The sequence below is a fragment of the Uliginosibacterium sp. TH139 genome, from assembly GCF_002855595.1.
Lineage (GTDB): Bacteria > Pseudomonadota > Gammaproteobacteria > Burkholderiales > Rhodocyclaceae > Uliginosibacterium > Uliginosibacterium aquaticum.
Genome location: NZ_PKRR01000004.1, coordinates 373,944 through 398,259, shown reverse-complemented (window position 1 = coordinate 398,259; position 24,316 = coordinate 373,944). Strand labels below are relative to the sequence as shown.

The window sequence follows — 24,316 nt, the reverse complement described above, 5'->3', positions numbered from 1 at the left end:
CACCATGGCCACTGCAACCCGCACCGTACGCCGCCCAGCAAGCGCTTCCCAGCAAGAGAACCTATTCACTTGGGAAGGCAAGGACAAAGCAGGAAAAATTGTGCGCGGAGAGCTTCGCGCCCAAACTGCAAACGTGGTCCAAGCAACCCTTCGACGTCAAGGCATCTCGGTTACCAAGGTCAAGAAACGCTCCTTTGGCCGTGGCGCCAAGGTCAAGGATAAGGACATCGCAATCTTCACTCGCCAGCTCGCAACAATGATGCGCGCCGGCGTGCCTCTTCTTCAGTCCTTCGACATCGCTATCAAGGGCACCAGCAATGCCGCGCTGGGTCGCCTACTCAATGACATCCGCAGTGAAGTCGAGACGGGCACAAGTCTGGCCAATTCTCTGCGCAAACATCCTCAGCACTTCGATGCGCTGTATTGCAATCTGGTGGCGGCAGGCGAGCAGTCAGGTGCATTGGAAAACCTTCTAGACCGCATAGCGATCTACCAGGAAAAAATGCTGGCCATCAAGAGCAAAATCAAGGCGGCACTTTTTTACCCGATTTCGGTAATGGTCGTTGCCGGTGCAGTAACTGCGGTCATGATGATCTTCGTGATTCCGGAGTTCAAAAAAGTGTTTACAAGCTTCGGAGCAGACTTACCTGCTCCTACGTTGTTTGTCATGGCTCTTTCAGATTTCTTTGTAGCCAACGGCTTTCTGATTTTATTGGCATTGATCGCAGCAGTAATCGGCATAGCTTCTACATACAAGCGATCCCTTGCAATGCAAGCTTGGGTGGACAGGATGAGCCTTCAGATTCCAGTCATTGGTGACATCCTACGCAAGGCCACCATCGCACGCTGGACGCGTACGCTTTCCACAATGTTTGCTGCTGGCGTTCCGCTGGTTGAAGCGCTGGACTCTGTCGCCGGCGCTGCGGGTAATCATATTTACAAGGTCGCAACAAAAAACATCCAGAACGAGGTTTCCACCGGCACCAGCCTTACTGTTGCCATGCAGGGGGCGCAAGTCTTCCCGGCCATGGTTGTTCAGATGGTTTCAATTGGCGAAGAATCCGGTCAGCTTGACAGCATGTGTGCCAAGGTCGCTGACTTCTTCGAGCGTGAAGTGGATGACATGGTCGCCGGCCTATCGCAATTGCTGGAACCAATCATCATCGTATTCCTCGGTACCGTCATCGGGGGGATGGTGGTTGCCATGTACCTGCCAATCTTCAAGCTCGGCCAAGTGGTCTGACCTTCATAATCAACAGGGCGGTCTAGTGCCGCCCTTCCCCATACACTTATGCTTCTTAATGAATACTTGACTATTCCGGCCATATTGGTCTTCTGCTGCACCTTGGTCGGCTTGTGTGTTGGCAGCTTCCTCAATGTTGTCATTCATCGCTTGCCCAAAATTCTGGAAGCAGGTTGGCTGGCTGATGCAGCAGAAATGCGCGGCGAAACCGCTCCGAAAAGCGAGCAACTGGGCTTGGCCACGCCACGTTCTCGCTGCCCGCATTGTGGGCACCTTATCGGCGCCCTCGAAAACATCCCACTCATCAGTTATATCCTGTTGCGTGGCCGATGTCGCCATTGCCGCGCAGCGATCAGTCTTCGCTACCCATTGATTGAAGCGCTTACTGCAGCACTCTCAGCTGCGGTCGCATGGAAATTTGGTTATGGCTGGCAAACCGCTGGTGGGCTGCTGTTGGTATGGGCTTTGATCGCCCTGACTTTCATTGACCTCGACACTTTCCTATTGCCCGATGACATCACTCTTCCACTTTTGTGGGGAGGGCTTCTATTCAACCTAAACCAGACATTCGTCACGCTGGATGCAGCCGTAATCGGCGCAATGACGGGCTACCTCGCCCTCTGGTCTGTGTACTGGCTGTTCAAGCTGGTGACAGGCAAAGAAGGAATGGGCTATGGCGACTTCAAACTACTCGCCGCCATAGGTGCCTTTCTGGGATGGAAGGCCTTGCCTGCGGTCATACTGCTTTCCTCGGTCGTCGGAGCCTGCGTCGGAATCTGTCTGATGGTGTTTGCCCGACACGGGCGTGAAACACCCATTCCATTTGGCCCCTATCTCGCCGGTGCGGGGATTCTTGCCATTTTCTTTGGTGACGCCTTGAGCGCGCTTTTCGTGCCGCTCTGATCGATCTGAAAGCCCGATCTTCAGCCCTTACAGCAAAAAAACCGCCCGCTAGCGTGCTCACCACGATCAGCCGGCGGTTTTTCCCGTTGTGCCAATGCGTTAGAATGCGCGGCTGAGGAGAATCAAATGCCCATCTACGAATACCGTTGTGGCGACTGCGGCCACCAAAAAGACCACCTGCAGAAGCATAGCGATGCGCCGATCGCAGCCTGCCCGGCCTGCGGCAGCGCCAGCTACACAAAGCAGCTGACTGCAGCAGGTTTTCAGCTCAAAGGAAGCGGCTGGTACGCCACAGACTTCAAAGGCAGCGCCAGCAGCTCAGCCAAATCCGAAGCAGCATGCCCTGCGGCACCTGATGCACCTCCCCCGCCCTGTGCGGGTAGCTGTGCCTGCCACTAAGGCGGCGCCGTCTGAATGAAAAAATACCTGATCACAGGCCTGCTGGTCTGGATACCGCTGGTCATTACAGTCTGGGTGTTGCGTGCGATAGTCAGCACATTGGACCAGTCTCTTCTGCTGTTGCCACAAGCTTGGCAGCCGAACAACCTGATTGGCTTCAAGCTGTGGGGCTTGGGCACCTTGATCACCCTGTTGGTGGTGATCGCTACTGGGGTAGTGGCTTCTAATTTCTTCGGTCAGCGCCTGGTAAGAACCTGGGAGAGCGTTCTCAACCGCATCCCGGTGGTCAAGCAGATCTACTCCAGCGTCAAACAGGTCTCGGACACACTGCTAGGCCCTGGCGGCCAGGCTTTTCGCAAGGCGCTGCTGGTTCAGTATCCACGCGAGGGCTGCTGGACAATCGGTTTTCAGACAGGCACCCCCGGCGGCGAGCTAGAGCAGCATCTTCCAGCCGAAGTGGTCAGCGTTTATGTACCGACCACACCAAATCCGACCTCTGGTTTCTTCCTGATGATGGCCAGAAAAGATGTCGTAGAGCTTGAGATGTCGGTCGATGAAGCACTGAAATTCATCATCTCGATGGGCTCGGTTGCCCCGGACGCAGCCAGAAACTGAACAGCCGCCGTCAGCGATAGCTGATGGCCCTTCCGAATCAAGACAACACACAAATACCGGATCACGGAGATCTTCAATGCGTACCACTTACAGCGGCCTCGTTTCCGCCGCCCTGCTTGACCAGACCGTCACCCTTTTCGGCTGGGCCCATCGTCGTCGCGACCACGGCGGCGTGATCTTCATCGACCTGCGCGACCGCGAGGGTCTGGTGCAAGTGGTGTGCGATCCGGATCGCGCGGACACCTTCAAGATCGCTGAAGACGTGCGCAACGAGTTCTGCCTGCGCGTGACCGGCAAGGTGCGCCGTCGCCCGGAAGGCACGACCAACGCCAACCTGATCTCCGGCGAAGTCGAAGTGCTGGCGCACGAGCTTGAAGTGCTGAATACTTCGGTCACCCCGCCCTTCCCGCTGGATGACGAAAACCTGTCCGAAAACGTGCGCCTGACGCACCGTGTGATCGACCTGCGCCGCCCAGCTATGCAGCGCAACATGATGCTGCGCTACAAGACTGCGCGCGCTTTCCGTCGCTATCTGGACGATGCCGGTTTCGTGGACATCGAAACCCCGATGCTCACCAAGAGCACGCCGGAAGGCGCACGTGATTACCTCGTGCCGAGCCGCGTGCATGACGGCCAGTTCTTCGCCCTGCCGCAATCACCGCAGCTCTTCAAGCAGCTCTTGATGGTGGCCGGCTACGACCGCTACTACCAGATCACCAAGTGCTTCCGCGACGAAGACTTGCGCGCCGACCGCCAGCCTGAATTCACCCAGGTCGATATGGAAACCTCCTTCCTCACGGAAGATGAGATCACCGCGATCATGGAAGACCTGATCCGTTACGTGTTCAAGGATGCCATCGACGTTGAGCTGCCGAATCCCTTCCCGCGCATCACCTACGCTGACGCCATGGCGCGCTACGGCTCGGACAAGCCCGACCTGCGCGTGACGCTGGAACTGGTCGACGTTGCCGATGCCATGAAAGACGTCGCCTTCAAAGTGTTCGCCGGCGCCGCCAACGACCCCAGCTGCCGTGTCACAGCCCTGCGCATTCCCGGCGGCGCATCACTGTCGCGTGGCGAGATCGACGGCTACACCGAGTTCGTCAAGATCTACGGCGCCAAGGGTCTGGCCTACATCAAGGTCAATGACGTCACCCAACTAAACGAAACCGGCCTGCAATCACCCATCGTCAAGAATCTGTCTGAAGCCTCGCTGAAGACGGTGATGGAACGCACCGGCGCACAGTCCGGCGACCTGATTTTCTTCGGCGCCGACAAGACCAAGATCGTCACCGACGCACTGGGCGCCCTGCGCAGCAAGATCGGCCACGAAAAGGGCCACGTCGATGGTCGCAAGTGGGCCCCGGCCTGGGTGGTCGACTTCCCGATGTTCGACTACGACGAAGAGAACAAGCGCTGGGTCGCCTGCCACCACCCCTTCACCTCGCCGAAGGATGAGCATCTGGACCTGCTCACCACAGATCCGGGCAAGTGTCTGGCCAAGGCCTATGACCTCGCGCTGAACGGCTGGGAACTCGGCGGCGGCTCGGTGCGTATCCACCGCGCCGACGTGCAGGAGAAGGTCTTCGCAGCGCTCGGTATCGGCGAAGAAGAAGCCCAGCTCAAGTTCGGCTTCCTGCTCGACGCGCTGAAGTACGGCGCGCCGCCGCACGGTGGTCTGGCCTTCGGTCTGGACCGCATCGTCACCATGATGACCGGCGCCGAATCGATCCGCGACGTGATCGCCTTCCCGAAGACCCAGCGCGCCCAGTGCCTGCTGACACAGGCGCCGAGCCCGGTCGACGAGAAGCAACTGCGCGAACTGCACATCCGTTTGCGCAATGTTCAGAAGGTCGATGGCGCTGCTTAAGCAGCCGCGAGACTAGCAGGCAAGGGCCGCCAGGACTTTCCTTGGCGGCCCTTATATTTTTACCCCCTCACTTTCTGATACCCGCCTCCGCCTTGAGCAAACTCGATCTCTCGCCAACTCCGCCCAATGCCGCCAAGCGCGCTAAAAAGCTCCTTGCCCACGGCCACGTACGCCTTGACCCGTTTCACTGGCTACGCAAGGTGAAAAGCCAAGAAGTACTGGACTACCTGCGCGCAGAGAATGCTTATGCCGAGGCTGTGCTGGCACCAACGCAAGCCGCACAGGAAGCGCTGTATACCGAGTTGCTGAGCCGGATCCAGGAGGCAGATCTTTCGGTACCGGTGAAGTTCGGGTCCTGGATGTACTACAGCCGAACCGTTCAGGGCGCGCAGTACCCGGTTCATGCACGTAAACGCATCACAAGCACAGGCTGGGAAGACGCCCCCGAGGAGATCCTGCTCGACGAGAACCTCGAAGCGGCAGGCAAGAGTTTCTACGAAGTTGGGGACTATGAGCTCTCACCATCCGGGCGCTATCTCGCATGGACTGAAGATACGCGTGGCCAGCGCTCCTACCGGCTGCGCGTGCGTGACTTGGTCAGCGGTCGCAACCTGCGCCTCAGCCACAAGGGAGTAGTGAGCCTTGCTTGGGCTGAAGACGAAAACGCTGACGGTGCCACCTTGTTTTTCGTAACCGAGGATGCAAAAACCAAGCGCGCCTGCTCCCTGTGGCGTCAGCATCTGCAAGACAAAGCCCCTACCCCACTCCATGAGGAGCGCGACGAACGCTTCAACCTGCTGGTCTTCAAGACCCGCTCACGCGGCCTCATCGTCGCCAGCAGCACCAGCCATACCACCAGCGAGGCACGCATCCTGCCGGCCAGCCAGCCCAGGGGCCGCTGGCGCTTGGTACAGCGCCGCCGCGCCGGCGTGGAGTACGAAGTAGATCACCACAGCGATCATCTCTATCTGCGCAGCAATGATGCGGGACAGAATTTCCGCCTGCTCCGCGCCCCTCTCGCCCGCTGGCATGGACACTGGGAAGAAGTCCTGGCTTTGCGCGAAGAGGTGATCCTTGAAGGCGTCGATCTTTATCAGGACTGGCTCATCGCCTCCGAGCGCTGCGCCGGCCTGCCCCAGCTATCGCTGACTCACCTCCCCAGTGCAAAAACCCACCAGATCGCCTTCTCGGACCCAGCCTATGTCGTTGATCTGGAAGACTTACCCGAGTGGGACGCCCCTATCCTGCGCTACACCTACGAATCCCTGACGACGCCGGATTCGCTCTTCGCCTACGATCCGTCAAGCCGCAAATCAACCCTTCTCAAGCGCCAGCCAGTACTAAGCGGATTTGATCCGGCCAACTATGCATCGGCTCGGATTCATGCGATGGCCACCGATGGCACGCAAATCCCCATCTCGCTGGTATGGCACAAAGCGACGCAACTGGATGGCAGTGCCCCACTGTGGCTCGATGGCTATGGCGCTTACGGCATCAGCAACGACCCGTGGTTTTCGGCAACACGCCTGTCCCTACTCGACCGTGGCTGGATCTTTGCGATCGCCCATGTCCGCGGCGGCGGCGACCTCGGCCAACGCTGGCATGAAGCCGGCAAGCTGGAAGAGAAGAAGAACAGCTTCAGTGATTATCTTGCTTGCGCCGAAACCCTGATCGCCCAAGGCTTCACCAGCAAGGGGAAGATCCTCGCCAACGGCGGCAGTGCTGGCGGCCTGCTGGTGGGTGCCGCACTCAACATGGCCCCCGGACTCTTCGGTGCAGCTATCCTCGAAGTGCCTTTCCTGGATGTCGTCACCACCATGCTGGACCCCAGCCTGCCGCTCACCGTAGGCGAATACGAAGAATGGGGAAACCCGGAACGGCGGGCGGACTACCGACGCATGCTGGCCTATTCTCCTTACGACAATCTGCAAGCCCGCGCCTATCCGCCGATACTGATCGAAGCTGGCCTGCACGACTCACAGGTGATGATCTGGGAGCCGGCCAAGTACGTTGCCAAATTGCGTACGCTGAAGACCGACCACAATCCCCTGCTCTTTCTCACCAGCATGGAAGCTGGCCATGGCGGAGCCTCCGGTCGTTACGATGCCTTGCACGAACGCGCCCGCCAGCTCGCCTTTGCGCTCGCAACCCTTGCTCCTGCAAGTCTGCCGGAAAGTACGCTGCCCTAAAGAAAAGCGGCTCCCTGCCGTAGGCACAAGCAGATCGGGCGACTTTCTCGCCCGCATGGCGAGCCCACATGCCCCAGAAAATCGAAGAGATTTCGGTCCTGATCGTTGAAGCCAACGCCGGCATGCGTACCCAGCTGCGCAACATGCTTTCACTGTGTGGCATCACCCAGGTGGCTCTGGCTGTTTCAGCCGGCGTAGCGGTGCGCAAGCTGCGCGACCAGAACTTCGACATCATCCTGTGCGAATATCATCTCGGCGAAGGTCAGGATGGTCAGCACCTGCTCGAAGACCTGCGCCATCACCATCTGATCCCGCTGGCCACCTTGTTCCTCATGATCACCGGCGAGAGCCAGCATGAGCGCGTGATCAGCGCCGCCGAGCTGGCGCCCAACGACTACATCCTAAAACCCTTCTCCTCGGAGAAGCTGCTCAGTCGCATCGCCAAGGCGCTGGAAAAACGTGACATTTTCATCCCCACCTACAAACTCATCGAAGCCGGCAACATTCCCGAGGCCATTGCCTCCTGCCGGCGCGGCGAAGAGGCCCACCCCGGTCATCTTGTCGACTTCCTGCGCCTGCGTGCGGAGCTGCATGTCTCCGCAGGCCAGGCCAGCGAAGCGCAGGACTGCTACACCAAGGTTCTAGAGACCAAAGCAGTCCCGTGGGCCAAACTGGGTCTGGCCAAGACCCTGTTCATGCAGAAGCATTACAACGAAGCCGAGGAACAACTCGAGGAGTTGCTGGCCGAGAACGAGATGTATCTGGATGCTTACGACTGGCTAGCCAAGACGCGCGAAGCCACCGGCAAGCTGCACGAAGCCAAGGCCGTACTGGAAGACGCGGTAAAAGTCTCTCCGCACACCGTACGCCGCCTGCGCAAGCTCGGCGAAGTGGCAACGGAGGTGGGCGATATGGCCACCGCCACCAAGATGCTCAATACGGTCGTGGAGAAAGGTAAGTACTCGGACTTTCGCGACCCGGAAGACCATGTTCTGCTCGTCAAGGCTCAGCTCGGCTCTGGAGACTCAGTGGGGGCTGCCAACACCGTCCGTGACATGGAACGCAGCATGAGCGGCCAACCCAAGACGGCGCTGTGCAAGGCACTTTCCAATGCCATGGTCGCCACCCATACCGGCGACACCGCCAAGGCCAACGCGGCACTGGAGGAAGCTATCCGTTTCAACGATCCGCGCCTGGGCGCCTCGGTCAGCATAAAAAAGGATCTGGCGCGTATCTGCATAGAGAACAAGCAAGACGAGATGGCGGCTGAAGTCATCATGGACGTCATGCGTCATGCGGCAGACGACGCCGCTGTCGAAGCCATCAAGAACATGCTGGTCGATCTCGGCCGCCCGGAGCTCGGTGCCCAGCTCGCCGAGCGTATCCGCACGGAGGTCCGCGACATCATGACCGAGGGCGCCCAGCTTGCCCAGAGCGGCGACTACGACGGCGCCGTACGCCAGATGCTGGAGGCAGCCGAAAAGCTGCCTGGCAACACCAACGTAGCCTTCAACGCTTCTCTGGCCCTGCTCAAGCACATCGAAAACATCGGTTGGAACGATCACTTCGCCAGCAATGCCAAACTCTTCATCGAACGGGTACGCCGCCAGGATCCAGGCAACAAGCGTCTTGCGGCACTAGTGGATTACTACCACGCCCTGCTACGCAAGAATGGCATCAAGCCCGAGCAGGTACGCTGAACAAGGCCGCACGCCCCAGCCTGCCTGCTAAACTCGGGCCATGAAGTTCATCAAACACCTCATCCTCGCGCTGCTGGCGCTCCTGCTCTCAGGGCTTCAGCCGCTCGCCGCACGCGAAACACTGGCCGACGGCAGCATTGCCCGCATCCACCAGTCAGAACTCCCGCCCGAAGCGCGCGACACCCTGCGCCTGATCGAACGCGGCGGCCCCTTCCCCTACCGCAAGGATGGCGTCGTGTTCCAGAACCGCGAACGCCGCTTGCCCGCCCAGGCACGCGCTTACTACCGCGAATACACCGTACCCACGCCAGGCTCGCGTGATCGGGGAGCACGCCGCATCGTGACCGGCGAAGCGCGCGAGTACTACTACAGCGCTGACCATTACCGCAGCTTCAAGCGCATCATCCAGCCATGAAAACCACCTCCTCACTTCCGACGGCTTCCGAGCTGCTCTTCAAGGCTGACGCCCGCCTTAGCGCCTGTTCGGCAGACTCCGCGCGCACCATGCTCCAGGCCGCACATACCGCAGGTGGCAAAACCTATCGCATTGACCTGGGGACCGCTACGGACACCACTAAGCTCCATCATGTGCTGGCCCGTGCCCTGCATTTCCCGGACTGGTACGGCCACAACTGGGATGCGCTGGCCGATTGCCTCAGCGACATGTCCTGGGACGAGGCAAACACTTACGTTCTCGCTCTTCAGCGCGCAGAACCGCTACAGACCGCGGACCCGGAGAGCTTCAACACCCTGGTCGAAATTCTTGAAGACGCAGTGCAGGTCTGGCATGAGCAGAAAATCAGATTCTGGGTGCTCCTCATCGGCGACTTTCCTGAGTTTCCCCGTCTGGAAGTAAACGCTTGAGCCATGGCTACAAACAGCCCGAATCGGTTCTGGTTGTGATCCACACACCGGATCTGCAGGTATTGCTCATCGAGCGAGCCCTGCATCCGGGCTATTGGCAATCCGTCACCGGCAGCCGCGAAGGCACGGAAAGCCTGCGTGAAACAGCACGTCGCGAACTCGCCGAAGAGACGGGCTTGCTAGTGGAAGCAGCAGCCCTGCAGGACTGGCATCTGGCCAATCGTTTCGAAATTCTGACGCAATGGCGCCACCGCTACGCCCCCGGCGTGAACCACAATCTCGAACACGTTTTCAGCGTCTGTGTACCGCAACCCTCCGAGGTCCGCTTGGCGCCAGCGGAACATCGCGCCCAGCGCTGGCTACCCTGGCAAGAAGCCGCCAGCGCCTGTTTCTCCTGGACCAACCAGGATGCCATCCTGATGCTTCCCCATCGTCAAACCTCTGGCCTGGAAACCTGAGCGCGACCTCCCGCCACAAAGATCTCCGCACCCTTGATGATCGACGTTGGCACTCCCATTTTGGTAATGGAGGGGGAAGGAAATTCCCCACTTTGTGACCAGTCAGGAAAGGAGAGCATCATGGCAAACATCATGCGTTCTGATCCTTTCGAGGATCTATTCCGCGGTTTCTTCGTCCGCCCGGTTGAATACGGCACGGCCATGGATGGGCCGTCAATGAAGATTGACGTTCGTGAAAAGGACGATGCCTACACCGTGCACGCCGAACTCCCTGGCGTAAAGAAGGAAGACATCCATGTGCAGATCGAAGGCAGCACGGTGTCGATCAGCGCTGAACGCAAGCACGAACGCGAAGTAAAGGATGGCGAGCGCGTATTGCGCACCGAGCGCAGTTTCGGCAAGGTTTCCCGCAGCTTCGATCTGGGGGTAACGCTGGATGAAAGCAAAGCCTGCGCGAAATTCAACGATGGCGTACTGGAGCTCACGCTGCCGCACAAGACCATCACCCAGGCCAAAAAGCTGATGATCAGCTGAACGGGGCGTTGCCGGAACAGGCCGGCACGGGTCGCTGTCGGATCGTGTGGCCGCAGGGTGGCAGATCTGTTCCTGTGGCGGAGATGGACGAGTGGCAGAAAAACAAGGCAGGGCCGCCGGGCTCTGCCTTTTTCATGCGCTAAAATCCTGCCTTTCGCTCCACCTTCCAAGGTATCGCCATGTCCGCAGACACCAAGCAGCTCGCCCCCGCCCTGAAGGCCGAAATCCTCGCGGAAGCGCTGCCCTACATCAAACGCTTCTTCGACAAGACCATCGTCATCAAGTACGGCGGCAATGCGATGACCGACCCCAAGCTGCAGGACTGCTTCGCGCGTGATGTGGTGCTGCTGAAACTGGTCGGTATGAACCCGGTGGTGGTGCATGGTGGCGGCCCACAGATTGACGACCTGCTCAAACGCGTAGGTAAGCAAGGCCAGTTCATCCAGGGCATGCGGGTGACCGATGCGGAGACCATGGACATCGTCGAGATGGTGCTCGGCGGCCAGGTCAACAAGGACATCGTCAATCTCATCAACAAACATGGCGGCAAGGCCGTGGGCCTCACCGGAGCGGATGGCGCGTTCATCCGGGCCAAGAAACTGATGATGCCCAACAAGGACAACCCCGAGGAGATGCTGGATATCGGCCAGGTCGGCGAGATTTCCTCGATCGACCCTTCGATCATCACCTTCCTCGATTCAGGCGATTTCATCCCGGTGATCGCCCCGATCGGTGTGGGCTCGGCGGGTGAAACCTACAACATCAATGCCGATCTGGTCGCCGGCAAGCTCGCCGAAGTACTCAAGGCCGAGAAACTGGTGCTGCTGACCAACACCCCGGGCGTACTGGACAAGGAAGGCAATCTGCTTACGGGGCTGACCCCACGCCAGATTGACGACCTGGTCGCCGACGGCACGCTCTCCGGCGGCATGCTGCCGAAGATCAGCTCCGCGCTGGACGCAGCGCGCAGCGGCGTGCACTCGGTGCACATCATTGACGGTCGCGTGGAACACTGCCTGCTGCTTGAGATCCTCACCGACCATGGTGTCGGCACGATGATCAAGAGTAAGTAAGGCTTGGGCGCCGCCCCGGCGAAAGCCGGGTGAGCTGCGGCAGCGGCCAAGAGCCCTGCCGCAGGGAACGATCAGCGGCCGAGCTTGTTCGCCACAAAAGTGCTTAGCGTGCCCACCGTTTCGAAGGTCGAGCCGTCGATGTCATCGTCGGCAAGATGAAAACAGAAGTGCTCTTCAAGTGCGGCAATCACGCCTACCACTGCCATCGAATCCAGTTCGGGGACAGCGCCCAACAGCGGCGTAGCATCGTCGAAGGATGCAGCGCGGCCCCCCAGGCCCAGAACCTCTTCCAGCACCTGCAACACCTCCCGGCGCGTAGTATCGAGCGAAGACAAGATCGTATCCTTGGTTTTGCAGCACGAAAGCGCGGCATTATAAGCCCTGAACCTGTCCCGGCCAGTCCAGAAACCTCAAACCATGCGTGACGCCTGGCTCCTCCACCATCTGATCGAAAACAGCGCTGCGCGTAGTCCGGCCGCACCAGCGCTCACCGTCGGCAGCCATACGCTGGATTACGCAAGCCTGTGGCAAGCCACCTCCGCCGTCGCCAGCGGATTGACAGCTCTGGGGCTTGGCCGCAACGAGCGTGTCGGCATCTGGCTCGACAAGCGCATCGAAACGGTCGTCGCAAGTTTCGGCACCACTGCGGCGGGCGGCGTTTTCGTACCGATCAATCCACTGCTGAAAGCCGAGCAGGTCGCCTACATCCTGCGCGACTGCAATGTGCGCGTGCTCCTCACTTCGCCCGAACGCCTTGCCGGCTTGCAGCACGTACTCCCCCAGTGCTCCGACCTCCGTCACATCATCCTCACCGGGCCTGGCAAAAGCGAAACGCACTGCTCGATTCATGTCTGGAGCGATGTTCTTCAAGCAGGCCGAAGCTTCAACCCGCCCGTCACTGAGCTGGACATGGCGGCCATCCTCTACACCTCAGGCAGCACCGGCCGCCCCAAGGGCGTGGTGCTCTCCCACCGCAATCTGGTGGCCGGTGCCAAGAGCGTGGCGGAATACCTCGGCAACCGCCCGGACGACAGCCTGCTCGCCGCCCTGCCCCTGTCGTTTGATGCCGGTTTCTCACAGCTCACCACAGCCTTCCATGCCGGCGCACGTGTCGTGCTGCTCAATTACCTGATGCCGCGTGACGTGATCAAGGCACTCGAGCGCGAACGCATCACCGGCTTCACCGCCGTACCGCCTCTGTGGATCCAGCTCACCCAATCGGCCTGGCCGGAATCGATTGCAAGCCACCTGCGCTACATCGCCAACACTGGTGGCCATATGCCTGAAGCCACGCTCCGTTCCTTACTGGAACGCCTGCCACAGACCCAGCCCTACCTCATGTATGGCCTCACCGAAGCCTTCCGCGCGACTTACCTTGATCCGGCAGAAGTCGCCCGCCGGCCGGACTCCATCGGCAAGGCGATTCCGGACAACGAAGTGCTGGTGCTGAGGCCTGATGGCACGGAATGCGCAGCCAACGAGCCGGGCGAGCTGGTGCAACGTGGCCCGCTGGTCGCGATGGGCTACTGGAACGACATGGAGAAAACCGCTGAGCGCTTCCGCCCGCTGCCCGCCCACCTGCGCCCGCATGGCCTGATGCTGCCCGAGATGGCCGTGTATTCGGGCGACACTGTGCGCCGCGACGAAGAAGGCTTCCTCTACTTCATCGGCCGCACCGACGAGATGATCAAGACCTCCGGCTACCGCGTGAGCCCCGGCGAAGTCGAAGAAGAGGTCTATGCCACCGGACTGGTCGGCGAATGCGCGGCCGTCGGCGTGCCGCATCCCCAGCTGGGAGCGGCCATCGTGCTGATCGCCACCCCGGCCCGCGCCGGTGCAGAGACCGCCGCGCTGCTCGCGGCGCTGAAGCTGCGTCTGCCCGCCTACCAACTGCCGGCCCACATCGCGCTCCGCCATGAGCCGCTGCCGCGCAATGCCAACGGCAAGATCGACCGCAAGGCGCTGTCAGCGGAGTTTGCCGGGCTGTTCGGAGAATCGGCATGAACTCCAAACCCCGCCACGCCCACATGAGCCAGTTCCCCATCGTCGCCGGCGAACTGGTGATCGGCGGCAAACCCGTCACGCAACTGGCCGCCGAAGTCGGCCAGACGCCTTTCTATGCCTACAACCGTGCCGTCATCAACGCACAGGTCGATAAGCTGCGTACTGCCCTGCCGCCCTCGATCAAGCTGCATTACGCGATCAAGGCCAACCCGCTGCCCGATCTCGTAGCGCACATAGCCGGTCTGGTCGATGGACTCGATGTCGCCTCCGGCGGCGAGCTGGCCGTGGCGCTTGCCAGCGGCACAAACGCCCACGAGATCAGCTTCGCCGGCCCAGCCAAGCGAGAAGCGGAGCTGGAGGCCGCGGTGCGTGCCGGCGTACTGCTCAACGTGGAATCCTTCCGCGAAGTAGAACTGCTTGCAGCCATCTCGCAGCGCCTGAGCCTGCCCGCCCGCGTGGCTGTGCGCGTGAACCCGGACTTTGAGCTCAAGTCCTCCGGCATGAAGATGGGCGGCGGGCCCAAGCCCTTCGGCGTGGATGCCGAGAACGTGCCCGAGCTCCTGCAACGTATCGGCGAACTGGGGCTGGCCTTCGAAGGCTTCCACCTGTTTGCCGGCTCGCAGAATCTGCGCGCCGAAGCGATTGTCGAGGCTCAAAAACTGAGCTTCGAGCTGGCCCTGCGTCTGGCCGAACATGCTCCGGCGCCAGTTCGCACCCTGAACCTCGGCGGCGGCTTCGGCATTCCCTATTTTCCCGGCGACACGCCGCTGGATCTCGCTCCCATCGGCGCGAATCTGGCGCAATTAGTGGAGCGCGCCAAAACCGCATTGCCGCAGGCCGAACTCGTCATCGAGCTGGGGCGTTATCTGGTCGGCGAAGCCGGCGTGTATGTGTGCCGGGTGGTCGACCGCAAAGTCTCGCGCGGCCAAACCTTCCTGGTCTGCGACGGCGGACTCCATCACCATCTCGCGGCCTCCGGCAATTTCGGCCAGCTGATCCGCAAGAACTACCCGGTCGTCATCGGCAACAAGGCCGCACCCGAACGCACGGAGACGGTGTCGGTAGTCGGCCCGCTATGCACGCCGCTGGACATTCTCGCCGAGCGCATGGAACTGGCGCTGGCGCTGCCCGGCGATCTAGTGGTGGTCTACCAGAGCGGTGCCTACGGCTTCACCGCCAGCCCGCGTGACTTTCTTGGCCATCCTCAGGCAAAAGAAATCCTGCTCTGAAACGCCTCGCTTAAAATCAGCAGCATTCACCTTTCACGGAGTTCCCGATGGCCCACCCTCTCGCCGGCAAGCTCGCCCCGAATGACGCCCTGACCGACATTCCCGCCTTGCTCGCCGCCTATGGTGAGCTGCCGGACGTGAGCATCGCAGAGCAGCGCGTAGCCTTCGGCACCAGCGGCCATCGTGGCACCGCCTTCAAGCACAGCTTCAACGAGGCTCACATTCTCGCGATCACCCAGGCCACCTGCGAGTACCGCTCGGCGCAGGGCATCACCGGCCCGCTCTACATCGGCAAGGACACTCATGCCCTCTCCGCCCCGGCCCAGTGCTCGGCCATCGAAGTGCTGGCCGCCAACGGCGTGCAGGTGCGCATGCAGGCGGACGACGGCTTTGCGCCCACCCCGGTGATCTCGCACGCGATCCTGACTTACAACAAGGGGCGCGACAGTGGTCTGGCCGACGGCCTGATCATCACCCCCTCGCACAACCCGCCACAGGACGGTGGCATCAAGTACAACCCGTCCAATGGCGGCCCGGCCGATACCGATGTGACTGGCTGGATCGAGCAGCGCGCCAACGCGCTAATGGCTGCAGGCAACGCGGACGTGAAGCGCCTTCCTTACGCCGAGGCGATCAAGGCCGCCTGCATCACCCAGATGGATTTCGCAAGCACCTACATCGCCGACCTCGGCAATGTCATCGACATGGAGGCGATCCGCAAGGCAGGCCTGAAAATCGGCGTCGATCCACTGGGCGGCGCAGCGGTGGCTTACTGGTCGCGCATCGCAGAGCACTACGACATCGCAATTGAAGTCGTGAATCCTAAGGTCGACCCGGCCTTCGCCTTCATGACGCTCGATCATGACGGCAAGATCCGCATGGACTGCTCCAGCCCCTACGCGATGGCCAGCCTCGTCGGCCTCAAGGATCGCTTCGACATTGCCTGGGGCAATGACGCCGACGTAGACCGCCACGGCATTGTCACGCCCAGCGGGCTGATGAACCCCAACCACTACCTGGCTGTCGCCATCCGCTATCTGCTGACGCACCGCCCGCAGTGGGCCAGCTGCGCGGTGGGCAAGACCTTGGTGTCCTCCAGCATGATCGACCGCGTGGTCGCCGGCCTCGGCCGTCAGATGCTGGAAGTGCCGGTCGGCTTCAAGTGGTTTGCGCCTGGCCTGCAGGACGGCAGCCTGTGCTTTGGTGGCGAGGAAAGCGCCGGCGCCTCCTTCCTGCGCCGCGACGGCACGGTATGGAGCACCGACAAGGACGGCATCATCCTCGGCCTGCTCGCCGCCGAGATCACGGCAGTCACCGGCAAGAACCCGGCCGAGCACTACGCCGAGCTCACTGCTCAGTACGGCGCACCGCATTACATCCGCATTGATGCGGCCGCTACGCCAACCCAGAAGAAGGCCTTCAAGCAACTCACCGGCGACAAGGTGGCCGCCCAGATCCTGGCCGGCGAAGTGATCACCGCACGCCTGACCACCGCGCCGGGCAATGGTGCCAGCATCGGCGGGCTGAAAGTCACGACTGCCAACGGCTGGTTCGCCGCACGCCCCTCCGGCACGGAAGACATCTACAAGATCTACGCCGAGAGCTTCATCTCCGCCGAACATCTGCAGACAATCGTGCGCGAGGCACAGGAAATCGTCAGCGCCGCACTGGCCAACTGAGCATGACGGGGGCAAGCCCCCGCAGCTCACACCTTGTAGGCATCAAGGGTGCGGGCAATGTCACGACTCATGGCGGTAATCTGGTCCACCGCACTTGCCGCTTCGTTGGCAGCGTTGGAGTTACGCTCGGTCATCTGGGCAATCTGCTCGATCTGCTGCGCGATCACGGTGCTTGCCGAGCTTTGCTCACGTACCGCTTCGGTGATTTCCTCGACTACGCCAACGACCGCTCCTGAGCCCTCTCGAATGGTCTGGATGGATTCACCGGCCATGCGGGCCTTCTCAACCCCAGCAGCCACTTCCTGCACCGCCTGCCCCATGCTGTCGACAGCCAGCAAGGCACTGTCCTTCATCTTGCTCAGCAAAATGCTGATTTCCTGAGTGGAATTGGCCGTGCGCTCAGCAAGCTTGCGCACCTCATCAGCGACCACCGCAAAACCGCGCCCTTGCTCACCGGCGCGGGCAGCTTCGATGGCCGCATTGAGGGCCAGCAGATTGGTCTGGTCGGCAATTTCCTTGATGATGTTGGCCGCCGAGGAGATGCTGTCGCTGTCGTTACGCAGGGTTCCAATGCGCTCAGAAGCCAGTTGCACGCTGCTGGCAATCTTCTGGATGCCACCCACCGTTGCCAGGATCACTTCGCCCCCCTGATCAGCGCTCGCACGTGAGGCATGGGTATGCTGGCTGGCCTCCTGAGCCTGCCCGGCCACCATCGAAATGCTCACTGTGAGCTCCTCGATGGCAGAAGCCATGCTGGAGGAGGCGTCACTCTGGACGCGGGAATTGCGGGCAATGTCCTGCGCCGTGCTGTCGGCCTGCTCCGCCACCTGCTGCATGCGCCGGGTAGCCTGCTGCACGTCGGCGAAGCTCGAACGCAAGCGGGCCAGCAGCGCGTTATAGGCGGTCAGCGTACGGCCGATCTCGTCCTGTGAGCGCACCGGGATGCTATCCCGAAAGTCCAGTGCCTCAGCCGTCCGCACGATAGCAGCCTGCATGGCCGCAAGCGGCTGCACGATTGAGCGGCCAAGGAAGAGGCCCATCACGCCAATCACCAGCAAACCCACCAATGCCGCCGGGATGACCGCAGCCAAAGTGCTGGAAAAAGCATCGCTGGCCGCCTGAGAAACCGCGTCTGCCTCCTCTTTCTTGGCCTTGAGCAAGGCCTCAAAAGCCTCAGCCAGCTGCTTGTGAATAGGCCCGACCTGAGTTTGCATGATGCCCAATGCCATCTGCTGCTCCCCCATCTTGGCCAGATTCTGCACCTGGTTCATACGTGCCATATAGGCTGCAATACCTGTCTTGGCGTCAAGGAGGAGCTTCTTCTCGCTCTCCTCATGGGCCTTTTCGGTATAGAAATTGATCTGTTTGACGATACCCTCGGCCAGTTCAGCCATGCGGGCATCCGCCGTCTTGGCCGCATCGGCATCACTGATCAAGGCCCGGTCGTAGGCCGCAGCGTGCAGGCTCAGATACATGGCCCGCACGTCGCCGGCAGCCATCACGGCCGGCAGGGTCGTCGCGGTGATGTCATCCACGCCCGTCTTGACGCGACTCAGCCCGCTGACAGCCACTGCGATGACTGCCGCACAGGTCAGCAAGGCAATCACAACCAGCAAGGTGATCTTGCGTGCAATGCTCATTATTCACTCCCCCAATGTCCGGCGCTTCAGAGTCCGCGCGGCTCAAAGGGCTAACGGCACCCTTAGGGGAAGCTTTAGATACAAAAAAGCCCGGGGCTCGCGCCACCGGGCTGGTTTCTGCGAAAGAAGCCGGCTTACAAGGCCTTGGCGTTTTCAGCCAGGTACTTGGCTACGCCTTCCGGCGAAGCGTTCATACCCTTGGAACCCTTCTTCCAGCCTGCCGGGCAGACTTCACCATGTTCTTCGGTGAATTGCAGGGCATCGATCACCCGCAGCAGCTCATCGATATCACGGCCCAGCGGCAGGTTGTTCACGACCTGATGCTGCACCACCCCGCTCTTATCGATCAGGAAAGTGCCACGAAAAGCCACGCCGCCTTCGGATTCAACATCGTAGGCCTTGGCGATTTCGTGCTTCACGTCAGCAACCAGAGTGTAACCAACCTGGCCGATGCCGCCTTTGTCGACCGCAGTGTTCTTCCAGGCCAGATGGCTGAACTGGGAGTCGATCGAGACACCGATAACTTCCACATTACGCTTCTTGAATTCCTCCAGACGATGATCGAAGGCGATCAGCTCGGAAGGGCACACAAAGGTGAAGTCCAGCGGGTAGAAGAACAAGGCGACATACTTGCCCTTGTTCACTGCGGACAAGGTGATGTCCTTGATTTCGTTGTTGCCCAGAACGGCAGTCGCAGTGAAATCGGGGGCTTGCTTGGCAACCAGAACGGCCATGATGAGTCCTCTCTCGAAAATGGCTCCGGCATACCTGAGTAAACCGGAGGGGTTTGGGTGTGCGGATTATGGTTGGCACTGCCTTGAAGGTAAACCCCGGATTCGATTGCTCCCGCCTATCGCTCAGATAGTTGGCCTCTGATCGAAGCCCGCAGTGCGCTCTGCCGAGTCTTCCACTTCCAGCGCGTCCACACGGGCATGCGGCGGCCCCAGACTCACATGATGGATCAGCGCCACAACCTGAGGCTGCGCGCCCCAAACCAGCACCTCAACCTGACCACTGCGCAGATTGCGCACCCAGCCTTGCAAACCCAGCTCACGCGCCACACTGCACACGAACCAGCGAAAGCCCACCCCCTGCACAGTTCCACTGACCCGCAGGCGGCGCCCCACCACGATCTGATCCGCGCTCAAGGCCGCCTCACTCCCGCTCATTCTGGATCTCGCGTGCCCGCAGCAAGGCCGCTTCGATATCGACACACAGGTTATGCACGCCCAACTGAGCCGCAAGACCTGAGCGCTGCAGGATGGAGCGGGGCTGCTTGCCCAGACCACACAGCACCAGTGTCGCCCCCTTTTTCTCCAGCGCTTCCTGCAGCCCTTCCAGCCAGTCGACCCCAGAGGTATCAATATTGAGGATTTCACGCAGATTCAGAATCAGCACTTCAACATCAAGGCGCGCGGGATCGAGCTGGGCGTCCAGTTTGGCCACTGCTCCGAAAAACAGCGAACCACGCAAATCAAAAGCCAGCAGGCCAGGACGCAATTGCACGCCAAGTGGCTCAGCTACGGTCAGATCCTGCATTCGATAGATGAAGAACAGGCTCGCCAGCAGCATGCCGATTTCCACCGCAACAGTCAGATCAAAAAGCACCGTCAGCAGAAAAGTGGCCAACAGGGTAATTCGGTAGTTCCACGAAAAATGGCGCAAGCGCGCGAACTCATGCCACTCCCCCATGCGCACGGCAGTCACCACCACAATTGCCGCCAATACAGGAATCGGCACCCAGACAGCCAGAGGCGCAGCCACCAGCACGATGATCAGCAGGGTCAGCGCATGTACGATGCCGGCAACCGGCGTACGGCCACCGGCACGTACATTGGTCGAAGTACGTGCGATCGCGCCCGTAGCAGCGATGCCGCCAAAGAATGGCGAAGCAATGTTGGCCAGCCCTTGGGCCATCAATTCCTGGTTCGGGTCATGCCGATCGCCCACCTGAGAATCGACCACACGCGCAGAGAGCAAAGACTCGATCGCCCCCAGCAAGGCTATCGTGATAGCCGGCGCCAGCAGGCTGCCCAAGCGACTCAGATCGGGCAAAGGGAATGAAATGGCCGGCAAGCCCTGGGGGATACCATTGAAACGGCTGCCAATGGTTTCCACTGGCAATTCCAGCACGACTCCAAGCGCAGTTCCCAGCAATAGCGCCATCAACAAAGCCGGTACGGCTCCAACGCGAGGATAGCGTCGTGCCAGCATTTCCCAACCGGCCTTCAGCGCCACGGTTGCCAAGGCCAGCGCTGCAGCATAAGGATTGACGGTTGGTGCAAGTTCGACCAGCACCCGCATCCGTGCAAAAAACTCAGCCGGCAGCGCTCCGCCCCCCAGACCAAAGAAATCCTTGACCTGCGACAGCGCCAGCACCACCCCGATACCATTGGTAAAACCGATCACGACCGAGATCGGAATGAAACGGATCAGGTTACCCATCCGCGTAAGCCCCATCACTACGAGCAGGATGCCGGCCATGAAAGTCGCGGCCAGCATGTTGCTCACCCCATGGGCGGCGACGATGCCATACAGAATGGGAATGAAGGCGCCCGTGGGACCACCGATCTGCACCAGCGAGCCGCCAAAAGCGGAAATGATGAAACCAGCAATGATGGCAGTCCAGATCCCCGCAGACGGGCTGACACCGCTGGCTATCGCAAAGGCCATCGCCAGCGGCAAGGCCAGTACGCCTACCGTAAAACCTGCCGACAGATCACGGGCAAAGCGGTGTTTGGTGTAGCCCTCGATGGCTTCCTGGAGCTTCGGATGGAACCTGTGCAACGACATCACTGCCACGCTCCTCTGCAAATTCAAGCCCAAAACCAGACTGAATAAATTCAACGCCGTCGCAGGTGCAAGACAAAAACCCAGGCCGGCGAGATCCGTCGCAAGGCCACGACCAGTCAGTCACGCAACGGTTTGTCCAGTGCTTGAACCGTCCGGCCAGAAAAACCTTCGCGCAGCAAGTTGGCAGCAGCAACCAGCATCAGTAGACCACCGGCCACCAGCAAAACCGCAGCCTCGATCAGCGTCGTGGGCAGGCGCAGGAACAGTACCTGCCCTGCCGCCAGATATAGCGCGCCGCCAGCAAACAGGACCATGCCCACGAGATCCAGCACCAGCCACAGCAGGAGACGCGGCGTAACGCGAAAACCCCGCGAGGCGCTCTGCATCGCTTACTTCACCCGCATGCCAGGCTGGGCGCCCGAATCCGGCGATAGGATGAAGAGACCGGGCACTTCACCTTTGTCGTCGGATGCTGCCAGCACCATGCCTTCGGACATGCCGAATTTCATCTTGCGCGGCGCGAGATTGGCCACCATCACGGTCAGGCGCCCAACCAGCAAAGCCGGGTCGTAGGCACTCTTGATGCCAGCGAAAACCTGGCGCGGTTTTTCTTCGCCGATATCCAGTTGCAGCTTGAGCAACTTGGCCGCCCCCTCCACATGCTCTGCGGAGACGATCTTGGCAATGCGCAGATCAACTTTGCCAAAGTCATCGATACTGATGAAGGGTTCGAACTCCTCGGCCTGTGCCGTCTCGGTCTGAGCGGTATGGGCCTGATGCTGGGCATGCTTCTGCGCCGGTTCGGACTGCTTCACTTCCGTCACGAGGGTTTCCTTGTTGGCTTCGATCAGCGCATCGATCTGCTTGCGCTCGATGCGGGTCATCAGGTGAGCATAGGTGTTGATGGTGTGACCTGCCGGCAGCGGCGTGGCCAGATCGCTCCATTTGAACACGGTCACGCCGAAGAAGGCTTCGACCTGCGCGGCCAGCGTCGGCAACACCGGCTTGAGCATGATCGTCAGGGCACGGAACTGGTTCAGCGCGGTCGAGCAGGCGCGGTGCAGGCGCTGCAGCTGGGCCGGATCTTTCGCCAGCTCCCAGGGTTTCTCGTCATTCACGTACACATTCGCCACATCGGCCAGACGCATCACTTCACGCAGCGCGCTGGAGTAGTCGCGATCGTTGAAAGCCTTCGTCAGTGCCGCAATCGTTTCTTCAGCAACGAACGGGGCCAGCGCTGCAGCATCGCTCGCCGACAGCTTGCCTTCGAAGCGCTTGCTGATGAAGCCGGCACAACGGCTGGCGATATTCACGAACTTGCCGACCAGATCGGAATTGACCTTTGCCACGAAGTCGTCCAGCGAAAGATCCAGATCCTCGATGTTCGAGTTGAGCTTGGCGGCGTAGTAGTAGCGCAGCCATTCCGGATTCAGCTTCTGCTCAAGATAGGAGCGGGCAGTGATGAAGGTGCCGCGGCTCTTGCTCATCTTGGCGCCATCAACGGTCAGGAAACCGTTCACGTTGAGGAAGTTCGGCGTGCGGTAATCGGCGAACTTCAGCATCGCCGGCCAGAACAGAGCGTGGAAGTAGAGGATGTCCTTGCCGATGAAGTGAACCATCTCGGTACCAGCCGCCTCGGCCTTGACCGGATCGATGTAGTCGCTCACATCCAGACCGATGCGGTCTGCATAGTTTTTGAACGAAGCCAGATAACCGATCGGCGCATCCAGCCAGACGTAGAAATACTTGCCCGGCGCGTCCGGAATCTCGAAACCGAAGTACGGCGCATCGCGCGAGATATCCCAATCCGAGAGCTTATTCTCGCCAGCTTCGCCGAGCCATTCGCGCATCTTGTTGGAAGCTTCCGGCGGCATGCGACGGGAGCCATCGGCATTCGTCGCACGGGTCCATTCGCGCAGAAACTCGACCGCCTTCGGGTCAGACAGGCGGAAGAAGAAATGCTCGGAGGAACGCAATTCGGGCGTCGCCCCCGACACAGCCGAATACGGATTCTTCAGTTCGGTCGGCGCATAGGCGGCCCCGCAGACCTCGCAGCTGTCGCCGTACTGATCCTTGGCCGCGCACTTGGGGCACTCGCCCTTGATGAAGCGGTCGGCCAGGAACATGTTCTTGACCGGATCGTAGTATTGCTCGATGGCGCGGGTTTCGATCATGCCGGCGGCGCGCAGCTTCTTGTAAATGTCTTCAGCGTAGGCGCGATTTTCCGGGCTGTGGGTCGAGTGGTAGTTGTCGAAGGCCACACCGAAATCGGTGAAGTCGCGCAGATGTTCGCCGCGCACCCGCTCGACCAGCGCCTCAGGGCTGATGCCCTCCTTCTCGGCCCGCAGCATCACCGGCGCGCCGTGGGTATCGTCGGCACACACGTAATGCACTTCGTTGCCCAGCATGCGCTGGAAGCGCACCCAGATATCGGCCTGAACGTAGCCGACAAGGTGGCCGAGGTGGATATCGCCGTTGGCATACGGCAGGGCGTTGGTAACGAAGATCTTGCGGGTCATATTGGTCTGATGCACGTAAATTGCAGGGGAAGACCGTAATTGTAGCCCGGGCGCACAGCCGCGCGCCCGGCTTTGTCCCCGCTAACTACTTGATCACGCGCACCAGTCGCAGCGGCAGGCGATCATCCGACTTGGTCATGCCACTGCGCCCGCTCGCAAAATCCACCACCCAGATATCCTGCGGCTGGAAAGGATCGTAATCGGCGGGATGCAGATCACTGTCGGTCCAGAACCATTTTGTCGGAGTTGCCGGAAACATGCTGCTGTCGATAGCCGGTTTGCTGAAACGGCGATCGGCCAGATGCCCCAACTGCTGCACGGTCGGAATCCGCCAGGCCTTGGCGCCCGCGCCGGCCTCCACGCGCGCCCGCGAAAGCGCATCGGGATAGGCAAACTCCAGCGCGCTGCCACTGCAGGTCTTGCCATCCCACACCATGCCCTCTACGCAGCGACGCCACACCAGCTTGTAGTGGGTATCGGTCACTTCCTGACCATCTACAGAGGCTACGAAACGGTCCGCTGGCGGTGCCGAAGCACAGCCGGCCAGTACAACGAGTCCAACCAAGATCGTCCACAATTTTCCGTGCATGAAATCCCCTCCAGA

Annotated in this window: 23 protein-coding genes; 15 read left to right on the top strand and 8 right to left on the bottom strand. The window is 60.5% G+C overall.

The window, feature by feature from the left end; translation table 11 throughout:
• The first annotated feature begins 4 nt into the window (after nucleotides 1–4).
• From C0V76_RS11650 to argB, 12 genes are all read left to right on the top strand, one after another.
• Entirely contained in the window at nucleotides 5–1,243 is a 1,239-nt protein-coding gene (locus C0V76_RS11650; RefSeq protein ID WP_101942571.1) for a type II secretion system F family protein, read from the top strand.
• 48 nt (nucleotides 1,244–1,291) lie between these two features.
• Nucleotides 1,292–2,146, top strand: coding sequence for an A24 family peptidase (locus C0V76_RS11645; RefSeq protein WP_101942570.1), 855 nt, complete (start codon nucleotides 1,292–1,294; stop codon nucleotides 2,144–2,146).
• Between the two features lie 126 nt (nucleotides 2,147–2,272).
• Complete coding sequence (locus tag C0V76_RS11640; protein WP_101942569.1) at nucleotides 2,273–2,545, top strand: FmdB family zinc ribbon protein; 273 nt, start codon at nucleotides 2,273–2,275, stop codon at nucleotides 2,543–2,545.
• A gap of 15 nt (nucleotides 2,546–2,560) precedes the next feature.
• Complete coding sequence (locus C0V76_RS11635; RefSeq protein WP_101942568.1) at nucleotides 2,561–3,160, top strand: DUF502 domain-containing protein; 600 nt, start codon at nucleotides 2,561–2,563, stop codon at nucleotides 3,158–3,160.
• Nucleotides 3,161–3,236: 76 nt separating this feature from the next.
• On the top strand, nucleotides 3,237–5,030 hold the full coding sequence (gene aspS, locus C0V76_RS11630; protein WP_101942567.1) for an aspartate--tRNA ligase: 1,794 nt from the start codon (nucleotides 3,237–3,239) through the stop codon (nucleotides 5,028–5,030).
• The gene (locus C0V76_RS11625) at nucleotides 4,931–7,219 is read left to right on the top strand and encodes a S9 family peptidase (RefSeq protein ID WP_101942566.1); all 2,289 of its coding nucleotides are present in this window, start codon (nucleotides 4,931–4,933) and stop codon (nucleotides 7,217–7,219) included. The genes aspS and C0V76_RS11625 overlap by 100 nt, the downstream gene beginning before the upstream one ends.
• 68 nt (nucleotides 7,220–7,287) lie before the next feature.
• Nucleotides 7,288–8,919 (top strand): tetratricopeptide repeat-containing response regulator, encoded by a 1,632-nt coding sequence (locus tag C0V76_RS11620; RefSeq protein WP_101942565.1) that lies wholly within the window; start codon nucleotides 7,288–7,290, stop codon nucleotides 8,917–8,919.
• Nucleotides 8,920–8,959: 40 nt separating this feature from the next.
• The gene (locus tag C0V76_RS11615; RefSeq protein ID WP_101942564.1) at nucleotides 8,960–9,334 is read left to right on the top strand and encodes a ribonuclease domain-containing protein; all 375 of its coding nucleotides are present in this window, start codon (nucleotides 8,960–8,962) and stop codon (nucleotides 9,332–9,334) included.
• On the top strand, nucleotides 9,331–9,783 hold the full coding sequence (locus C0V76_RS11610) for a barstar family protein (protein ID WP_254048227.1): 453 nt from the start codon (nucleotides 9,331–9,333) through the stop codon (nucleotides 9,781–9,783). The genes C0V76_RS11615 and C0V76_RS11610 overlap by 4 nt, the downstream gene beginning before the upstream one ends.
• The gene (gene nudB / locus C0V76_RS11605; protein ID WP_101942563.1) at nucleotides 9,780–10,241 is read left to right on the top strand and encodes a dihydroneopterin triphosphate diphosphatase; all 462 of its coding nucleotides are present in this window, start codon (nucleotides 9,780–9,782) and stop codon (nucleotides 10,239–10,241) included. Before C0V76_RS11610 ends, nudB begins: the two co-directional genes overlap by 4 nt.
• 120 nt (nucleotides 10,242–10,361) lie before the next feature.
• Nucleotides 10,362–10,775, top strand: coding sequence for an Hsp20/alpha crystallin family protein (locus C0V76_RS11600; RefSeq protein WP_101942562.1), 414 nt, complete (start codon nucleotides 10,362–10,364; stop codon nucleotides 10,773–10,775).
• A gap of 179 nt (nucleotides 10,776–10,954) precedes the next feature.
• Nucleotides 10,955–11,848, top strand: a complete 894-nt coding sequence (gene argB / locus C0V76_RS11595; protein WP_101942561.1) for an acetylglutamate kinase — start codon at nucleotides 10,955–10,957, stop codon at nucleotides 11,846–11,848.
• 71 nt (nucleotides 11,849–11,919) lie between these two features.
• Here argB and C0V76_RS11590 read toward each other — a convergent pair whose 3' ends face one another.
• Entirely contained in the window at nucleotides 11,920–12,183 is a 264-nt protein-coding gene (locus tag C0V76_RS11590; protein WP_101942560.1) for an acyl carrier protein, read from the bottom strand.
• An 82-nt stretch (nucleotides 12,184–12,265) separates the two neighbouring features.
• Here C0V76_RS11590 and C0V76_RS11585 point away from each other — a divergent pair, with 82 nt between their 5' ends.
• Genes C0V76_RS11585 through pgm form a run of 3 tightly spaced genes read left to right on the top strand, consistent with a single transcriptional unit; the run spans nucleotide 12,266 to nucleotide 16,760 of the window.
• Nucleotides 12,266–13,852 (top strand): acyl-CoA ligase (AMP-forming), exosortase A system-associated, encoded by a 1,587-nt coding sequence (locus C0V76_RS11585; RefSeq protein WP_101942559.1) that lies wholly within the window; start codon nucleotides 12,266–12,268, stop codon nucleotides 13,850–13,852.
• Nucleotides 13,849–15,081, top strand: a complete 1,233-nt coding sequence (locus tag C0V76_RS11580) for a pyridoxal-dependent decarboxylase, exosortase A system-associated (RefSeq protein WP_216821722.1) — start codon at nucleotides 13,849–13,851, stop codon at nucleotides 15,079–15,081. Before C0V76_RS11585 ends, C0V76_RS11580 begins: the two co-directional genes overlap by 4 nt.
• 47 nt (nucleotides 15,082–15,128) lie before the next feature.
• Entirely contained in the window at nucleotides 15,129–16,760 is a 1,632-nt protein-coding gene (gene pgm / locus C0V76_RS11575; protein ID WP_101942558.1) for a phosphoglucomutase (alpha-D-glucose-1,6-bisphosphate-dependent), read from the top strand.
• A gap of 26 nt (nucleotides 16,761–16,786) precedes the next feature.
• On the opposite strand, the gene C0V76_RS11570 is transcribed toward pgm, so the two are convergent.
• From C0V76_RS11570 to C0V76_RS11540, 7 genes are all read right to left on the bottom strand, one after another.
• Nucleotides 16,787–18,400 carry a methyl-accepting chemotaxis protein gene (locus C0V76_RS11570; protein ID WP_101942557.1) on the bottom strand — a complete coding sequence of 538 codons (1,614 nt, stop codon included), beginning with the start codon at nucleotides 18,398–18,400 and terminating at the stop codon, nucleotides 16,787–16,789.
• A 134-nt stretch (nucleotides 18,401–18,534) separates the two neighbouring features.
• Nucleotides 18,535–19,134, bottom strand: a complete 600-nt coding sequence (locus C0V76_RS11565; protein WP_101942556.1) for a peroxiredoxin — start codon at nucleotides 19,132–19,134, stop codon at nucleotides 18,535–18,537.
• Nucleotides 19,135–19,257: 123 nt separating this feature from the next.
• Complete coding sequence (locus C0V76_RS11560; RefSeq protein ID WP_254048226.1) at nucleotides 19,258–19,548, bottom strand: acylphosphatase; 291 nt, start codon at nucleotides 19,546–19,548, stop codon at nucleotides 19,258–19,260.
• 7 nt (nucleotides 19,549–19,555) lie between these two features.
• On the bottom strand, nucleotides 19,556–21,193 hold the full coding sequence (locus C0V76_RS11555) for a SulP family inorganic anion transporter (RefSeq protein WP_101942554.1): 1,638 nt from the start codon (nucleotides 21,191–21,193) through the stop codon (nucleotides 19,556–19,558).
• A 116-nt stretch (nucleotides 21,194–21,309) separates the two neighbouring features.
• Nucleotides 21,310–21,579, bottom strand: a complete 270-nt coding sequence (locus C0V76_RS11550) for a hypothetical protein (RefSeq protein ID WP_101942553.1) — start codon at nucleotides 21,577–21,579, stop codon at nucleotides 21,310–21,312.
• Between the two features lie 3 nt (nucleotides 21,580–21,582).
• The gene (gene metG, locus C0V76_RS11545) at nucleotides 21,583–23,712 is read right to left on the bottom strand and encodes a methionine--tRNA ligase (RefSeq protein ID WP_101942552.1); all 2,130 of its coding nucleotides are present in this window, start codon (nucleotides 23,710–23,712) and stop codon (nucleotides 21,583–21,585) included.
• An 85-nt stretch (nucleotides 23,713–23,797) separates the two neighbouring features.
• On the bottom strand, nucleotides 23,798–24,301 hold the full coding sequence (locus C0V76_RS11540) for a DUF1566 domain-containing protein (RefSeq protein WP_101942551.1): 504 nt from the start codon (nucleotides 24,299–24,301) through the stop codon (nucleotides 23,798–23,800).
• Between the last annotated feature and the right edge of the window lie 15 nt (nucleotides 24,302–24,316).